The sequence below is a fragment of the Limnobacter sp. genome, from assembly GCF_043511195.1.
In the GTDB taxonomy this organism is placed as follows: domain Bacteria; phylum Pseudomonadota; class Gammaproteobacteria; order Burkholderiales; family Burkholderiaceae_B; genus Limnobacter.
The window spans coordinates 136,971-153,605 of sequence record NZ_CP121330.1 but is presented as its reverse complement, the minus strand read 5'-3'; the positions used below and the strand labels follow the sequence as shown (position 1 = coordinate 153,605).

Annotated in this window: 17 protein-coding genes; 4 read left to right on the top strand and 13 right to left on the bottom strand. The window is 53.6% G+C overall.

All coding sequences use genetic code 11. From position 1 onward, the window contains the following. Positions 1 to 106: 106 nt before the first annotated feature. A complete protein-coding gene (msbA, locus tag P0D43_RS00755; RefSeq protein ID WP_159568905.1) occupies positions 107 to 1,873 on the top strand; it encodes a lipid A export permease/ATP-binding protein MsbA in 1,767 nt (588 codons plus the stop codon). Here the strand turns inward: msbA and rfaQ are convergent. Further along, positions 1,870 to 2,913, bottom strand: coding sequence for a putative lipopolysaccharide heptosyltransferase III (gene rfaQ / locus P0D43_RS00750; protein ID WP_394673692.1), 1,044 nt, complete (start codon positions 2,911 to 2,913; stop codon positions 1,870 to 1,872). The two genes, msbA and rfaQ, sit on opposite strands and share 4 nt — an antisense overlap. A gap of 153 nt (positions 2,914 to 3,066) precedes the next feature. On the opposite strand from rfaQ, the gene P0D43_RS00745 reads away from it, so the two are divergent. The 3 genes from P0D43_RS00745 to P0D43_RS00735 all read left to right on the top strand — a co-directional run bounded on the left by P0D43_RS00745 (position 3,067) and on the right by P0D43_RS00735 (position 6,387). After that, complete coding sequence (locus tag P0D43_RS00745) at positions 3,067 to 4,200, top strand: glycosyltransferase family 4 protein (protein WP_394672999.1); 1,134 nt, start codon at positions 3,067 to 3,069, stop codon at positions 4,198 to 4,200. Further along, positions 4,200 to 5,009: a hypothetical protein gene (locus P0D43_RS00740; protein WP_394672998.1), complete on the top strand. Its 810-nt coding sequence runs from the start codon at positions 4,200 to 4,202 to the stop codon at positions 5,007 to 5,009. The genes P0D43_RS00745 and P0D43_RS00740 overlap by 1 nt, the downstream gene beginning before the upstream one ends. Before the next feature lie 292 nt (positions 5,010 to 5,301). Further along, complete coding sequence (locus P0D43_RS00735; protein WP_394672997.1) at positions 5,302 to 6,387, top strand: porin; 1,086 nt, start codon at positions 5,302 to 5,304, stop codon at positions 6,385 to 6,387. 156 nt (positions 6,388 to 6,543) lie between these two features. On the opposite strand, the gene P0D43_RS00730 is transcribed toward P0D43_RS00735, so the two are convergent. From P0D43_RS00730 to nadD, 12 genes are all read right to left on the bottom strand, one after another. Continuing rightward, positions 6,544 to 6,933: a hypothetical protein gene (locus tag P0D43_RS00730; RefSeq protein ID WP_159568900.1), complete on the bottom strand. Its 390-nt coding sequence runs from the start codon at positions 6,931 to 6,933 to the stop codon at positions 6,544 to 6,546. A gap of 195 nt (positions 6,934 to 7,128) precedes the next feature. After that, positions 7,129 to 8,130 carry a biotin synthase BioB gene (gene bioB / locus P0D43_RS00725; RefSeq protein WP_394672996.1) on the bottom strand — a complete coding sequence of 334 codons (1,002 nt, stop codon included), beginning with the start codon at positions 8,128 to 8,130 and terminating at the stop codon, positions 7,129 to 7,131. A gap of 3 nt (positions 8,131 to 8,133) precedes the next feature. Further along, entirely contained in the window at positions 8,134 to 9,441 is a 1,308-nt protein-coding gene (bioA, locus tag P0D43_RS00720) for an adenosylmethionine--8-amino-7-oxononanoate transaminase (protein WP_394673691.1), read from the bottom strand. Positions 9,442 to 9,503: 62 nt separating this feature from the next. Continuing rightward, positions 9,504 to 10,121 carry a dethiobiotin synthase gene (bioD, locus tag P0D43_RS00715; protein ID WP_394672995.1) on the bottom strand — a complete coding sequence of 206 codons (618 nt, stop codon included), beginning with the start codon at positions 10,119 to 10,121 and terminating at the stop codon, positions 9,504 to 9,506. After that, a complete protein-coding gene (locus P0D43_RS00710; RefSeq protein ID WP_394672994.1) occupies positions 10,118 to 10,918 on the bottom strand; it encodes a methyltransferase domain-containing protein in 801 nt (266 codons plus the stop codon). Before P0D43_RS00710 ends, bioD begins: the two co-directional genes overlap by 4 nt. A gap of 17 nt (positions 10,919 to 10,935) precedes the next feature. Continuing rightward, on the bottom strand, positions 10,936 to 11,667 hold the full coding sequence (locus tag P0D43_RS00705; protein WP_394672993.1) for a hypothetical protein: 732 nt from the start codon (positions 11,665 to 11,667) through the stop codon (positions 10,936 to 10,938). Next, complete coding sequence (locus P0D43_RS00700; RefSeq protein ID WP_394672992.1) at positions 11,664 to 12,842, bottom strand: aminotransferase class I/II-fold pyridoxal phosphate-dependent enzyme; 1,179 nt, start codon at positions 12,840 to 12,842, stop codon at positions 11,664 to 11,666. Before P0D43_RS00700 ends, P0D43_RS00705 begins: the two co-directional genes overlap by 4 nt. Positions 12,843 to 12,848: 6 nt before the next feature. Then, a complete protein-coding gene (rng, locus tag P0D43_RS00695; RefSeq protein ID WP_394673690.1) occupies positions 12,849 to 14,324 on the bottom strand; it encodes a ribonuclease G in 1,476 nt (491 codons plus the stop codon). Between the two features lie 41 nt (positions 14,325 to 14,365). Beyond that, on the bottom strand, positions 14,366 to 15,028 hold the full coding sequence (locus tag P0D43_RS00690) for a Maf family protein (RefSeq protein ID WP_394672991.1): 663 nt from the start codon (positions 15,026 to 15,028) through the stop codon (positions 14,366 to 14,368). Between the two features lie 8 nt (positions 15,029 to 15,036). Then, positions 15,037 to 15,507, bottom strand: a complete 471-nt coding sequence (gene rlmH, locus P0D43_RS00685) for a 23S rRNA (pseudouridine(1915)-N(3))-methyltransferase RlmH (protein ID WP_159568891.1) — start codon at positions 15,505 to 15,507, stop codon at positions 15,037 to 15,039. 12 nt (positions 15,508 to 15,519) lie between these two features. Further along, positions 15,520 to 15,942, bottom strand: a complete 423-nt coding sequence (gene rsfS, locus P0D43_RS00680; protein ID WP_394672990.1) for a ribosome silencing factor — start codon at positions 15,940 to 15,942, stop codon at positions 15,520 to 15,522. 42 nt (positions 15,943 to 15,984) lie between these two features. Further along, positions 15,985 to 16,635, bottom strand: coding sequence for a nicotinate-nucleotide adenylyltransferase (gene nadD, locus P0D43_RS00675; RefSeq protein WP_394672989.1), 651 nt, complete (start codon positions 16,633 to 16,635; stop codon positions 15,985 to 15,987).

The window sequence follows — 16,635 nt, the reverse complement described above, 5'->3', positions numbered from 1 at the left end:
GAAGCACCACAGTTGGCCAATCTCCCAAACACGCGACGCTTGAGTTGCACCCGCTTGCAACGCACAACCGTGTAAACTTCGAGCATTCAATCCACGTTCACGCTGCATGCCCGAAATCACCGACTACACCGCCAAAGGTCTTTACAAACGCCTGTTGTCCTACAGTTTGCGTTACTGGCCATTGTTCGCCACTTCACTGGTGGCCTTGGTGTTTGCTGCCGTTACTGAACCCCTGTTCGCCAGCCTCATGAAGCCGCTGATTGACGAGAATTTCTCGGGTCAGCGAACCGAAATGGCCAAGTGGTTGCCGGTCATTATCATCGTGTTGTTTCTGGTTCGCGGCTTGGCGACCTACATCAATGAATACTGCAGTGCCAAGCTGGCAGGCCTTGTGGTTCACGACTTGCGCTTTGACATGCTCTCCCGCATTTTGCGTTTCCCGAACTCCTATTTTGTCGAGCAACCCGCCGGAAAAATCATTTCCACGGTATCGACCAACGTCGATGCGGTGACCGAGGCGGGCTTCAACATCATTACCGTGCTGATTCGCGACGGTGCCATTGTCATCGGCCTCATGGCGATATTGCTTTACACCAACTGGCAACTCACCTTGATTTGTTTTGGTATCTTGCCGTTGATTGCAATTGGTGTGTCGGTGGCTGCCAAGCGCTTGAACCGCTTCGCGCACAGCGCTCAAACTTCCCATGCCGATTTGGTGCAAAGCATTTCAGAGGTGATCGGCGCTCAAAAAATCATCAAGATTTACGGTGCCCAAAAGGTTGAAACCGAGCGCTTCATGAAAAGTGCCGATGAAATCATGAAGTCGCGGGTAAAGTTGGTGGCCACCAGCGCTGCCAACTCCGCAATTGTTCAGTGGATACTCGCCGCAGCTGTTGCCGCGGTGGTGTATTTCGCCGGTATTTTGGCTGAAAGCAATAGCATGACCGCGGGTGATTTCGCCTCGTTCATGACTGCCATGATGATGTTACTGGCCCCAGTCAAGCGCCTCACCAATATTAACCAGCAATTGCAAAAGGGTTTGGCTGCGGCTGACAACGTATTTCGAGTGGTAGATCGCTCTGTCGAGAACTCCAGCGGCACCCACACCACAGACCGCGCACTGGGCTACATTGAATTCAATCAAGTAGGGCTTACTTTTCCCGGGGCTGATGCGCCTACCTTAAGTGATATCAATTTGTGGGTGAAGCCTGGGCAAACTGTGGGTATCGTGGGTGTGTCGGGCGGTGGCAAGTCTACCTTGATCAACTTGTTGCCCCGTTTTCTCGATCCCACAAGCGGTGTGGTCAAACTAGACAGCGTGGATTTGAAACAATGGGATCTGCAGTGCTTGCGCCGTCAAATTGCCGTGGTCACTCAAGAAAGCCATTTGCTGAACGACACCGTGCGCAACAATATTGCTTACGGTGAAATGCGAGGGGCAAGCGATGAGGCTATTTTGAACGCAGCCCGTATGGCCAACGCCCTGCCGTTTATTGAAAAACTTGAGCAGGGGCTGGACACGGTATTGGGCGACAATGGCTTGCGTCTCTCAGGTGGCCAGCGTCAGCGAATTTCCATTGCGCGGGCTTTTCTGAAAAATGCGCCGATTCTTATTCTTGATGAAGCCACTTCGGCACTCGATTCCGAAGCCGAACGCGAGGTTCAAGAAGACATGGAACGTTTGCGCCATGGGCGAACCACGCTGGTCATTGCTCACAGATTGTCCACTCTGACCACAGCAGATTTCATCATCGTGCTGGATCAGGGCAAGTTGATTGAACAGGGTACTCACCAAGCGCTTTTGTCCTCGCGGGGCAAGTACCACTACCTGCATTCAATTCAGAATCAATCGCAAACCCCGTTGCAACCTTAATCCGCCAGTTTGTCCACAGCCTGAATCACCACCTCGGTGGGAATGGCTGCCAGCAAACGCGTGGTGTCGTCGGTGTTAATGCTGTCTGGGTGGGGAAGTGGCCCAAAATCGCCGGCATAAATCACCGTGGCTTTGTCTGACCAAGGACGCCACTCTTGTACCCAAGAGGGACCGAACAACGCAACTTGCGGCACATTCAACGCGGCGGCCATGTGCATGGGTGCCGAGTCCACACCCACATAAAATTTACTCAGTTTCAGCAAGGCAGCTAATAAGGGCAGACTCATTTTGCCGCCCACATTCACCAGTTGAACTGAATCATTCTGCAATTTGGCGCGCGCCAAACTTTCGATTTCCCCGGTCATGGCCACTTCCACCGGGTCGGGGCTACAAGTCAGCACCACATGCAAACCCTTGTTCAGCAAATGAACAACCACATCGGCGAACTTGTGGTCTTCCCAGCATTTGAATGGCCAACGTGCGGCGGGGTGAATCAATACAAATGGGCCGTTTATCTGGTGTTGCGTTAACAGTTTGTCGGCTTTGTCCAAATTCTCCGGGCTTGGGCGCAGCACCATTTCACCGCGAATGCTGCGCGGATTTACCCCCAGGGCCTGAAGGCACAGCAGATTCAACTCCACCGCATGCGCTCGCCCGCGCGGTGGCAGTGTAATTTTTTGCGTAAAACACGCATGCCACAATCCCTTGTCACGTTTGGCATATGCCATTTGCACGCGCATCGGCGCATTTGAAAACCGTGCAAGCAAGGCACCAATCCACTGGTCGGTTAAATGAATGACAGCGTCGTAGCGGGTTCGTCGCACTTGAAAAACAAGGCCAAGCTCAGCTTTGAGCCGAGCAAAACCTTTCAGCTTTCGGTCAATGCAAAGTACCCGGTTTAAATGCGGATTGTTTTGCAGCAGGGGGGTGGTTTCTTTGTAGATCAGTGTGTCTATTTGCACGTCGGGAAACAGATCGTGTAATGCGTGATACAAGGCTGTAGTCAACAGCACATCGCCGTGATGCCTTAATTTAATCACCAAAATTTTTTGCAAAGTATTTCAGCCTGGTATTGATTAGAGTGAATTCACGCCCATGTGCCTGCGGTGGCGCATTAAACTGCTTGACGAGACAGAGCGGATATAAAGCGAATATAGGCCGCGACTTCAACCAATTTTTGTTTTCAAATCCAAATGACCAGCATTTTTTTCTCTGAAAGTTCCAAAAACATTGGTGGTCAAGAACTGCAGCTTCTGGAACAGGCTGTGGGACTGAAAGCCAAGGGTTACACACCTTATGTGCTGTGCAGGCCTGGCAGTCGAATTTCCCAAGAAGCCTGTAAGCTGGGTTTGAACGTTGAATTTGTGGCATTTCGAAATGCCATACACCCACCGAGCGTGCTGCGTGTGGCCAACTTGCTCCGGCAGCACAAGCCTGTGGCGGTGGTGTGTCACAGCAGCCACGACGCCAATTTGTGCTCCATTACAGTTCATGCGTTGGCCAAGGTGGGGTTGCTCACGCCCAGGCCCGCACTGATTCGAATGCGCACCTACCAGCCCGGTCCGGCCAAGGCGTTCACTTACAACCAAATGTTTGATCAAACTTTCACGCCCAGCCAGGCACTGAAAGACCAACTGCTGCAAAACAGTGGCGTGTTGCCTGAAAAAATAGGGGTGCTGTACCCCGGTATCGACTTTGAAAGCATTGCTGCGGCTGCCGTGCTTGGTCTGCCCGCCGAGCTTGATACCCGTCTCAACGATCTTCAGCAACGCCCGGTGATTGCACATGCCGCCATGTTCAGGGTGGAAAAAGGGCATAGCTTTATGTTGCAGGTGGTGAAAGCATTGCTGCCAAGGTTTCCCAACCTGTTGTACGTGGCGGCAGGCGAGGGAGAAACCCGGCAAGCCATAGAAACCGAGGTAAAGCGTTTGGGCTTGGGCAAGCATGTGATACTGCCGGGCATGTTGACCCCGGTGGCGCCATTGATTAAACGTGCGGATGTGTTGGTGATGCCTTCCAGTTACGAGCCTTTGGGCATGAGTCAAATCGAAGCGTTGGGCTTGGGTGTGCCTGTGGTGGTCAGCAATGTAGGTGGTTTGCCTGAAACCGTACAAAGCGGCATCACTGGGTATGTGTGTCCCGCACCCCATGCGCCTGCTGCGCTCGAGGCCTGGGTACTGGCCCTGGGTAAGGTATTGGCCGAGCCTCACAAAGCCCGGGAGATGGCAGCGCAAGGCAGGCAGGCGGTACTGGCCCAGTTTGGCAAGCAAAGCAATATTGATGGCTTGGTGGGTACCATTGAAACACCACGCTTGGGTCGCTCCTGATGGTCGGGCCAAAACGCATTGGCGTGTGGTTTGGCCAGGGGTTGGAATGCGCGCTGGCCGCCAGAGCCATGTTGGGGCAGTTGCAGGCAAAGTATCCCGACGCAGACTGGGTGATATTGGGCCCTCGCGAGAGCCTGTTTTTGTTTGAAATGGATGAGCGGGTACCTGTCTATATTCCCCTGAAGGGACTAGAGCCCCGCAGGCCCGCGCAAACCCGCCTCTCTCATTATCTTGAAAAACGCACCCAGTTCAAAAAGCTGCGCGGTTTGCAACTCGACCTTTGCCTTGGGGTTTCGGTGTTGGTCGATGTGCACAAGGCCAAGCAAGCAGATGTGGAGCAATTTCAGCATGTTCAAAAAATGCTGGGTATCGACGGACATCTAATTCAGCAAGAACTGTCCTCGTTCCTTCAAATTGAACGCCCCCTGTTGCAGGCTGGGCCGCAAGCCTTGGCTTATGCAACCCAACTTTATCGCAAGGCACTTCCAAGCCAAAGCAAGGTGTTGGCCTTGCTCTATCCGGCGTCTGATCCAGCCAGTCTGAATTTGCAGTGGCAGGCAATTCAAAACAGTGTTCTTGGTCTGGGTAACAAGCCACACCTGACGATCGCTGTGGTGGTTGGCGAGAATCGCCTGCTTGCCCGGTATATGACTGATCGCCGACCGGACTGGCTTCAAGTTGGCCTACCCCAGGCCATGGGCCTGATTGCCTACGCGGATCGGGTGATTTGTGACTCAGAAAAAATCACTCGAATTTGTAGCGAAATGGGCCGTTCTGACCGTCTCCTGTTGGTTAAAAGTCACAGTTAGAACGCCGTTGTCGCGTTCGGTCTCTTCTGGCCGCGGTGTGCGCTCACCAGAATTCCTAAGTTTTTCATTAACAAGGCTTTTCGCGGGTTACAAGGCGATTTTGATGCTTTGGTGATGGCCTAAAACTATCGGTTTGATGCGTTTCCCCTGTTGCACGTCAGCGACAAAAACGCCAGTTTCCCCATTCTCGCACCACGATTTGGTTGGTCGGCCCAAGGGTCCCCGTGTACATTGTCTCTCGTGCCGCTAGAAATGGCGGCAAAGATTCAACCAACACTAATAAGGGTGAAATATGAACAAGAAGCTAGTAGCTGCTGCTCTGGGCCTGGCATTTGCCGCTCCAGTATTTGCTGATTCATCAAACGTAACTTTGTACGGTCGTATCCACCAAGCTCTGGATCACCAGTCCTCAGACACAGCCGGCGCAGAAAGCGGCGGCAACTTCGCAATTGAAGACGTATCTTCACGCTTGGGCGTGCGTGGTACTGAAGATCTGGGCGGTGGTTTGAGCGCGATTTTCGCCTACGAATTCGGTGTAAACACTGATGAAGTGTCTGCTGCTCCAATGACCACACGTCACGCCTATTTGGGCTTGAAAGGTGCTTACGGTCTGGCTGTTATCGGTTCACAAGACGGTGGTAACGATTCTCAGGCTCCCCTGTACAACCAGGCTTCTTTGATCGGCTCTGTATCAAACAATGGCGGTCCTTTGACAACTGTTGGTTCTTCAAACGCCGGTACTGGTCAGGCCATCACACGTGAACAGCGCGTGGGCAACTCTTTCGGTTATGCCGGTAACTTCGGTGGCGTGCAGATTAATGCCCGTCACGCACTGAGCAATGGTACCAACGACCAGGCAAACAACACTGCAACTGGTCTGAAAGAGAACGACACACGTTCTACTGAAATCGCAGCCACTTACAAAATTGGCGCGTTGACTTTCGGTGGTGGTTTCCAGTCAATCGATTCTCAGGAAGTGACACAGAACGCGTTGAACGCGACTTCTGGCATTGAGCAAGTGATTCAGGGTGTTGTTTCTTACAACTTCGGCACATTCACTTTGGGCGGTTTGGTTGCCCAGAAGAATCTGTACGCTGCCAACGCTGCTAACGGCGAAGACAGCAACACAGAATACGCCATCTCCGGTACAGTGCCTTTGGCTGCTAACAGCGGCATTTTCGGTATGTACGCTGACTCTGAGCGCAATGACTTGGCTGCTCCAGCCGACGTTACACAAGCTCAGATCGCTTACTACTACGACTTCAGCAAGCGTACACGTACATACGTGGGTTACAACCGCTTGAACAACGAAGTTAAGGCTTCTGGCGTAGAAACAGATACAGACAACTTCACAATTGGTCTGCGTCACAACTTCTAATTCAACGCCAAGCTTAAGCTTGGTTTGAATGCAAAGTTTGAAAAAGCCACCTTCGGGTGGCTTTTTCTATTTCAGGGTTCAGGAACAGGTTTCGGCCAATAAAAAAGCACCTGGTTTTATTCAGGTGCTTTTTTCAATCAAACCCGGTTCAGGCTGTTACTGCAAATTCATGTCCAGTTGTACGCCGCACAGGGTGCTGCTGTAACGTGTGGCACTACCACTGTTGCTCATGCAACCCAGCGATGTGGTTTGTAACTGGTTTTCAGACACCTTCAAACCAAAGAACAAATCCGGGTATTTGTTGCCTTCTTCGCGGCTTAGCTTGAATACCCAGTCGCCGGTTCCCCATTGAGCGCCCATTGGGGCTTTGCTGCGGTCTTGACCCAGTCTGAAGCCATAGCCCAAGCCACCGTTCTCCGAACTGGTCCAGCGACCCCATTTGCTCAGGGGGTTTTGATTGTCAATGTTCAATGTAACGCCACCAGCTTGAGCGCTGGCCAGTACGGGCATCAAGGTGACGCACACGCATAGCAGTGATTTTTTCATGTTCTTATTCCTGTCAAACAGCTGCAATTCAAGCAATTTCAGCTGTTTCGCATGCAAGGCTTTAATTATGCGCGTTATTTCTGCGTGGATAAAGCGGGAGAAGGTTGGCCTTCACCCCGCCAAACCATTGATTTGACTCAGGTATTTGAACCTGCTGTTTGAGAATTTTTGATTAAAAACAATGGGTTTTAGCGCTTAATTCTCAAGTCGCTTTAAGCCCAGTTTTTCGAATAACTTGGTGTCGCGCTCCAATTCGGGGTTGTCTGTTACCAACAGTTTTTCACCGTAGAAAATCGAATTGGCACCCGCCAGAAAACACAGGGCCTGCGTGCTCTCGCTCATGTCTTCCCGGCCTGCGGACAATCGTACAAAACTGCCAGGCATGGTGATGCGAGCCACGGCAATGGTGCGCACAAAATCCAGGGGATCAATTTCGGCGTTGTCGGCCAGTGGGGTGCCTTCCACTTTCACCAAATTGTTGATGGGCACGCTTTCTGGTGGCTCGGCCATATTGGCCAATTGGGCAATCAAACCCGCGCGTTGTGTAATTGTTTCGCCAAGTCCCACAATGCCACCACAGCACACCTTGATGCCTGCATCGCGAACGCGGTCCAGTGTGTCCAGGCGGTCTTGGTAGGTGCGGGTGCTGATAATGTCACCGTAAAAGTCGGGTGAGGTGTCCAGGTTGTGGTTGTAGTAGTCCAGCCCGGCTTCTTGCAATTGCTTGGCTTGGCTTTCTTTCAACATACCCAGGGTTACACAAGTTTCCAGGCCCATGGCTTTGACCGCGGAAATCATTTCGCCCACTGCTTCAACCTGGTGGTCTTTGGGGCTGCGCCAGGCGGCACCCATACAAAAACGTGTGGCGCCTTTGTCCTTGGCGGCTTGGGCTGCTTTAAGTACTTCGTCGATGGGCATCAGCTTTTCAGCTTCTACGCCCGTGTTGTACTTGGCCGATTGGGGGCAGTAGCCACAATCTTCAGGGCAACCACCCGTTTTAATCGACAGCAAGGTGGATAACTGCACGGTGTTGGCATCGAAATGCTCGCGGTGTATTTGTTGTGCTTTGAAAATAAGGTCGTTAAATGGCAAGGCGAACAGGGCTTCAATGGCCTCAATGCTACAGCGCTGTTTCTCGGTGGCGGGTGGGGCCGCCTTTTTGTTTTCAACCCAGGTAATTTGGCTTTCCATGTGCATCCTTCAGAACAATTCGCTTCCGGGGCCAGGTGCAATCAGGGTGCCCCAGCGTTGTAATACTTGTATCAGTGTTTGGTAGGCGTTTTCGAGCGTTTCTGGTGTGGTGCAGTAAGGCGGCACCCAATACACGGTGTTGCCCAAGGGGCGAACAACAATGCCCAATTCCAGAAACGTTTGGCGTATCCACTGGCTCGCATTCGAACCGTAACCCAGACCACACTGACTGTGACTGGATTTTAGCTCAAAGGCTGCCACGGTGCCGCACACTCGGGGGTTTTCAATCAGGGGGTGGCAAGCCAGGGTGGGTAGCCAGCGCTGGTGAGTGGCCTCGATGTGCCGAATATTCGCCCAAGTGCTTTCTTCATTGAACAACGCCAGGCTGGCCAAGGCTGCAGCGCAGCCCAAAGGGTTCGCCGTGTAGGAATGACCGTGCAGCAAGGCATGGCCTACCTGGTCACTTAAAAATGCGTCGTACACCGCTTGGCTGGTGAGCGTGGCCGCCATGGGCATAAAGCCCCCTGTAAGCCCTTTGGAGATGCAAATAATGTCGGCATGCCCGCCAAACTGGGCCACTTGGTCTGCTGAAAAAAGGGTGCCTGTGCGGCCAAAGGCGGTGAACACTTCATCGAAAATGACCAAAACCCCGGCGGCTTCGCAGCGTTTGCACAGTTCGGCCACGTGCGCTGCGCGCATGAAGCGCATGCCGCTGGCGCCCTGTATCAGGGGTTCCAGAATCAAGGCAGCAATTTCTTCGGCACTGGTCGCCAACAACTGATCCAAGGCGGCCAAGGCTTCTTCTTCAGTGCAGGCGCAAATGCCTGTGGGTATGAAGTCCACTTGAAACAGCCAAGGGGTGAACGGGTCGTAAAAGCCGCTGGACCTGCCAGCGGCCATGGCCCCGAAGGTGTCGCCGTGGTAGCCGCCTTCAAGCGCAACAACCCGTTTTTTGGCACCCATGCCTTTGTTTTGCCAATACTGAAAGGCCATTTTCAGGGCCACTTCAATGGCTGTAGACCCATTGTCGGAATAAAACACCTTGGCCATGGGAGCCGGTGCGTGTTGAATCAGTTTTTCAGCCAGCAATGCCGCGGGTGGATGGGTGACGCCCGCAAACATGACGTGCTCCAGCTCGAGGGCCTGGTTGGCAATGGCTTGTGCAATGGTTGGGTTGCTGTGACCATGAATGTTGACCCACCAGCTTGAAACTGCATCAAAGTACTTGTTGCCGTGGGCATCGAACAGAAATTCGCCGTCGCCACGAACAACTGCCAAGGGGGGGCGGCGGTTTGCATTTGCGTAAACGGGTGCCAGCAGTATTGGGCGTCCAGTTCAAGCAGTTTGGTGTGGGAAAGTTGTGACATGGCTGGTCGCCCTTACAGGCTGTTCAACGCGCGAACCAAACGTTCGGGCATGCCAAAATCGGACAGAGCCTGTTCGCTTATTTCATTGAATACCGGCAATTCAGCCAAAACCGGCACTTCACCAAAATGCTCGATGGCCTCGCGGTTGGCGGAATTTACTTCGCCCACCAGGATTACGCCCAAAACAGGTACACCAGCGCCTTTCAATGCCTGCAGTGACAGGCAGGTGTGGTTAATGGTGCCAAGCCCGCTACGGGCCACCAGCAGGGCGCAGCTGCCCAAGTGTTTCATCAGGTCGAGCATGGTGTCGCGCCAGTTTAAGGGCACAAGGCTGCCGCCTGCACCTTCTACAACAAGCCTCTCGGTTTGTGGCAATTCGAAATCACTCAGCTGAATTTTTACGCCGTCGATTTCCGCAGCCTGATGGGGCGACAAAGGCTGGGTTAAGCGATGGGTTTCAGGATGTATCCGGGCATGGCTTAAGCGGGCAACCCATTCACTGTCACTGCCTCCTTCCAGACCACTTTGAACCGGTTTCCAGTAATCAGCTTCCCAGTGTTTGCACAACCAGGCGCTCACAATTGTTTTTCCGATGCCGGTGTCTGTTCCTGTTACAAACAAATGCTTCACGGCCGTTCCAGGTAGTAAAAACCAATGTGGTAATTCATGGTGCAAGCCTCACCCAAGGCGGAAATCACTTTGCGCAAATTCACCGGGGTGTGGTTCAAGCGGGGTTGGTCCGCGCCAATGGCGCGAAGGCTGCGCGCAAACGACAGGCCATCGGGGTGATGGTCCAGAAAGTTCTTGGTGTGGTGCGCGGTGCTTGCTGCAATTCCTTCTGCCACGAGCGCATTCAAAATAGCCTGTAAATCGGCGTCGCTGGGCAGCGGTCGAAGCCCACTGGTTTGGTCGGTGTCCTGGTGTGCCACTTCCCAGGCTTGAAATGATCCACCCAGCAGCACACTGAATGCCACCGTATTGGACACTGAAAGCCAGCGTCGAATGGCCTCTTCGATATTGCCGAACCACTGTGCGCACATTCCGGATATGAGCAGGGAATGGTTGGGTATCCAAAGGTGTTCGACCGCCAGTTCTTCACCGTTGATCAAGTGGGTGTGCAGGCGCTCGGTGGGATACTTGCGCTTCAATTCTGTCAGCATGCCTTGCGCCAGATCGACTGCGTGCACGGCGCTTTGCGGAAATTTGTTCAGCAGGTGTTCAGTGAGAAAGCCAGTGCCACTGCCCACATCAACGCAAGCCTTGGGGTCAAATTCAGCGGGCAGCATTTGGTCCAGCCACTGACACAAATGCTGTGCCGAATGTTTTTGCACGCGTGCATGGTGATCATAATCGCGGGCAGCATTGGAGAAGCGGCGTGATGCGGCCTGGACAGAATTCAGTTTTCGCGGCAAAGCGTGTTCGGACATTTCAAGGCGGGTTGAAATTAATGCTGGCTAAGAAAGGGCAACAAGGCATCAGTATAACGCGCAGGGGCATTGGCAATGCTTGCATGTTCTTCGGAAGGCAGAATGAACAAGGTGCGGCCTTGTAGTTTCAGCGTGTTGTCGAAACAAGCCTGTGCCAAAGCCAGGGGTACGATTTGATCGACGCTGCTGGCCCAAGCGTACAACTCGGCACCATGGGAAAGGGCATGCTGTAATTCTTGTTCAGCGCTTAAAGTTTGCATGCCGATCAAGTCGGCCAGCAGTGCGCGTTCATCCAGGGTGCTCCATGGGGCAATGTGACCGCAGCGCTTGTGAAAGTCTGCCAGTACCTCGGGCATGTTTTCTTCGGCTTTTCGGATCATGCGCGCCAGTACCCGGTTGTTGGTGAAACGCGTGAATCCGTGCAGGCTGTACAGGCTGTGCCAACGTACAGAAAAGTCGAGTAATTTGGAAAAGCCCAGCGAATGCCCCAGACCCAGCCAAGGCACATTGGCTTGTGCCAAAACCAAGCTGTGCAAAGCCTCCGCAGGGTGGTGCACCCACTCGCCCTGTATATTGATCATCAGGCCTTGTTTGCCTTGTTCAGGAAAATAGCCTGCCTCGAAACACACAAATAGTGTGGTTTCACGGGTGTGCTTGGGTAGTGTGTCCAGCAAGGCGTTGAAGAACCGGTGGTTGTAGCCCCAGCCGTGCGCCATCAATAGCACTTGGGAAATTTCGGGTTGCTTCATGCAGCCTCCTTCCAGCGGACCAAGGCCTCCTGAAGTTGATCAAATACAGCTTGGCTGTGCCCAGTATTCAATGCAAGCCGAACCCGGGCTGCATTGGGCGGCACTGTGGGGGGGCGCACCGCAGAGGTACGGATTCCAGCCTGTTGCAAATGGCTTTTTAGTTCAAGGCAGGCGGTGTTGCTACCCACCACCAGCGGCACAATGTGGGTGTTGGAAAGCCCGGTGTCGAAGCCGAGTTGGTGCACTCGGTTGCGCAGTGTTTCAGCCGCCGATTGCAAAGCTGCACGTTCGGCATTCAAGCCAGGAATGATTTCCAAAGCTTTCGCGACTGCGCCAACAACGAAAGGCGAAGGTGCGGTGGAATACACAAACCCTGTGCACCGGTTCACCAGGTACTGTTTGAATACTTCACTGCATGCAATGTAGGCGCCACTCACACCCACTGCTTTGCTGAAGGTGCCCATGATCACCCAGTGCCCCATGGTTTTCAGTGCATCAATGGCCGGGTGGGCCAGTGCGCCCAGGCCGCGGCCTTGTGGCCCCCACACGCCAGTGGCGTGTGCTTCGTCCAGATAAACCACCGCATTGTGTTGCAGGGCAATTTCAGCCAGTTGTTCTACGGGCAGCAAATCGCCTTCCATGCCAAATACTGTTTCTGACACGATGATTCGGGGTTGGGTGGAGTCGGCATGCTTGTTCAGCAATTCAGCCAGGTGTGCCATGTCGTTGTGACGAAACCGGACTTGCTTCACACCTGCCAATTGGCAAGCGTGGTGCAGGCTGGCGTGGTTCAAGCGGTCAGTAAAAACAAGGGGTTCAACGCCGCCCCACAGGCTTTTGTCCAGCAAGGCGGCAAGCCCGCTGGCATTGGTTTGGTAGCCGCTTGATAGCACCAGTGCTGCCTCGGCGTTTTTGAATTGCGCCACTTGAGCTTCCAGTGCTTCAAAACATTCCAGGTTGCCTGACAGCAAACGCGAGCCTGTTGCACCCGCGCCGTATTGCTTTGCACATTCATGGCCAGCTTCTACAAGGTCGCCACGCTGGGCCAGGCACAAATAATCGTTGCTGGAAAAGTCGAGCGCACGTCGGTCCATGGGGCAGGGCAGCAACACGCGCTTGCCGCTGTCTTGGGCCAGAAGTTCAAGGCGTTGTTGGCTGGCTTGGCTCAGGTTCATCGGCGTTCAGGTCAAAATAATGTCGTAGTGTTCCTGCACAAACAGATTATCAACTTGCAAGGTAATCGGCTTGCCCACAAATTCTTCAAGCATGCCCAGGTGTTGCGCCTCTTCTTCCAGAAACAGGTCGATCACGGCAGGGCTGGCAAGAATGCGAAATTCTTTGGGGTTGAACTGGCGGCTTTCCCGCACAATTTCCCGCATGATTTCGTAAGCCACAGTTTGTGCAGTTTTAACTTGCCCCTTGCCTTGGCAGCTGGGGCAGGGCTCACACAGCAAATGCGCCAGGCTTTCGCGGGTGCGTTTGCGGGTCATTTCGACCAGGCCCAGGGCAGAAAAGTCGGTGACGCTGGTGCGGGCACGGTCGCGGCCCAGCGCTTTTTGCAATTCGTTCAGCACCGCTTTTTTGTGTTCGTCGGTGCTCATGTCGATGAAGTCGATCACGATAATGCCACCCAAATTGCGCAGACGCAGTTGGCGTGCAATGGCATGTGCAGCTTCCAGATTGGTTTTAAAAACAGTTTCTTCAAAATTGCGTGCGCCAATAAAGCCGCCGGTGTTCACGTCGATGGTGGTGAGCGCTTCGGTTTGATCAATGATCACATAGCCGCCCGATTTCAATTCCACCCGTCGCCCAAGGGCCTTTTGCAACTCGTCTTCAATGTTGTACAGCTCAAACAGTGGCCGTTCGCCCTGGTGTAGTTGCAGGCGGTCTTTGGTTTCCTGTGCGTAGGTTTCAGCGAAGGTAAGCAGGTTTTTCAGCGTTTCTTTCGAATCAACCAAAATTGCCTGCGTGTCCACGCTGACCAGGTCGCGCACCACGCGTTGGGCCATGGTCAGGTCTTCATAGATCAGGCTGGGCGCTGGCTTGGTGCGGGTCAACTCCAGCATTTCACGCCAGCGTGTGCGCAGGTAATTCACATCTGCAGTCAGCTCTTCATCGGTGGCTTCTTCTGCGTGGGTCCGAATGATGAAGCCGCCGGTGTTTTCGGGCAGCAAGCGGGTTAATTTGGCGCGCAATTCCTCTCGCTCGCCTTCGTTTTCAATACGCTGCGAAACGCCAATGTGTGGGTCTTGTGGCAGGTGCATCAGCATGCGGCCGGCCAGGCTGATTTGCGTGGTCAGCCGTGCACCTTTGGTACCCAGCGGGTCTTTGCTCACCTGCACAATAATGGTTTGCCCCTCGAACACCATTTTTTCAATGGCGGGTGGTGGGTTGCCATTTTGTTTGGATTGGTGGTGGTTGTAGGTGCGGTGTTCCCACAAATCAGCCACGTGCAAAAACGCAGCGCGTTCCAGGCCAATGTCCACAAAGGCCGATTGCATGCCGGGCAGTACGCGCACCACTTTGCCCAGGTACACATTGCCCACAATGCCGCGGGTCGAAGTTCGCTCAATGTGAAGTTCTTGCACAGCACCGTGCTGAACAATGGCCACGCGCGTTTCCTGCGGTGTCACGTTCACCAGTATTTGTTCGTTGATCATCTTTTGCTTCTTGGGTATTAATCGATTCTTGTTGTAGCTCAGTTGCTTTTCTGGGCCACTGTTTGGATATGGCGCATCAATTCGCTCGTTTCAAACAGTGGTAAACCCATAATGCCAGAATGACTGCCGGAAATGTGACGAACGTATTGCCCTGCGATCCCCTGAATGCCGTAAGCACCTGCTTTGTCGAAAGGTTCGCCACTGGAAATGTAGGCCTGGATGAAGGTGTCGGGAAGTGTTGAAAACTCTACGTGGGACGTTTGTACGGTGTTTGTCATTGTTGTAGTGGCACCGTGCGTATTAAGCCAGGCGCCCGCCACCGCGGTGTGAACTTCGTGGGTGGTGTTGGAAAGGCTGCTTAGCATGTCGAATGCTTCGGCGGCGCCTTGTGGTTTGCCCAGAATGACGCCGTGTAGCGCCACAGTGGTATCAGCGGCTAAAACCAATCCACTCAAACCCTGCTCGCGCATGGCGTTCAATGCAGTGTCCAGTTTTAATTGGGTAACACGCTGCACGTACAGCAAAGGGTCTTCATTCTCGAAGGGCGCTTCAAGTGCCTCGGCTTCCGGGGTGTTTTGGGCCAGAAACACCTCAACCTGAATTCCGAGTGTTTGAAGCAATTCAAGGCGGCGGGGGCTGCGTGACGCAAGCCAAACCTGGGCGGGTAAGCCACTGTGTTCGGGGCGAACAGGTGTGTTCATTGTGGGATTTATTCGCGGTGGTACGGATGCCCAATGGTAATGGAAAATGCGCGGTACAAAGCTTCCACCAATAAAACACGGGCCAGTGCATGGGGCAGGGTAAGGTCGGAAAGCCGCCACATGCCTTGGCATTGTTTTTTCAGGGTTTCGTCCAGACCATCGGCGCTGCCAATCAGCAGGCACAGGGTTTCGCTGCTGTTGTGCCATTTTTGAAGCTGCTCAGCCAGGGCCTTGCTGGTGTGGCGCTCGCCCCTTTCATCCAGCGCAAGCACACGGGCGCCGCCGGGTATGGCCGCACGAATGCGCTCGGCTTCCTTGGCGAGAATTTGGTCCACAGGCTTGCCCGCAGAACGGTCTTCAGGTTTCAGTTCTTTGATGGTCAGTTTCCAGTCGTTCGGGAAACGTTTCTGGAACTGATCAACCGCTTGTTGCGCCCATGGCTCAATTTTGTGAGACAGGGCGATGACGTGGATTTTCAAAGCCTAAATGACTTAGTTGTACTGGCTTGAATAGGCTTCGGCCTGCTGCGGGAAGTAGTCCACGCCAGGCATGGGCTTGCTCAAGCTGTGCGGGTTCAGTTTCACGCGCACGGGCTTGTCACCCCAAATTTCTTCCAGATTGTAGTATTCGCGGATGGCGGGTTGCATCAGGTGAACCGCCACGTCGCCCAGGTCGACCAGTACCCATTCACCTGTGTCCTCGCCCTCGGTGCTGAGCACTTCACCACCTGCTTCCTTGGTTTTTTCGCGCACATTGTTGGCCAAAGCACGTGTTTGGCGGTTTGATGAGGCTGATGCAATGATGACCCGGTCAAAAACTCCGGTGAGGTGAGTCGTGTCGAATATGGCGATATCTTGTGCCTTGATGTCTTCTAGCGCGTCGATGACCACGCGCTGCAATTTACGCAATTCCATGCAATTCCAAAGGTTTGTTAATTGCCTGAATTCTAACAACTTTCAGGGTTGGGCGCGACCATAAACTGGGTGCTGTGTCAGGTACTTGAACACGGCGGTGGGCAGGCTGGCTTCTAATTTGAATCTTGCCGTTTCTCGAACCTCGGTATTGCCTGAGTGCAGAAGCTCAAACTGCCGGCGAATTTGGGTTGAACTGATGTTCACGCTGGGCATGGGGATGCGAAACAAACGGTCTTGAAGCAAGTGTCGTTTTAAAGCCTCGGGCACTTGAAAGTCGCCCCATTGCGTGCGGTCCACCACGCCGATGCGGGCGTAATCGAACAGGCTTTGCCAGTGCTTCCAGCTGGTCAGGTTGGCCAGTTGGTCGGCACCAATCACAAATGAGAATTTGCAATCGGGGTGCAGGTCAGACAGCTTTTCCAAGGTATCCACCGTGTAGGTGGGGCCCTGGTGTTCAAGCTCAAAAGGCTCTACACGCCAGGAATGCACGCCTTCAATGGCAAGTTCAACCAAGTGTTTGCGAATATCTGCGGGGGCCAGGTCAGAATTGGGCTTTTGCCAGGGTTGGCCCGCGGGCAGGAACCACACCTCGTCTGCCATGCATTGGGCCTGCGCCGAGCGTGCCATTTGCAAATGCCCCATGTGGATGGGGTTGAACGTGCCGCCGATGATGCAAATTTGCCGGCTGGCCAT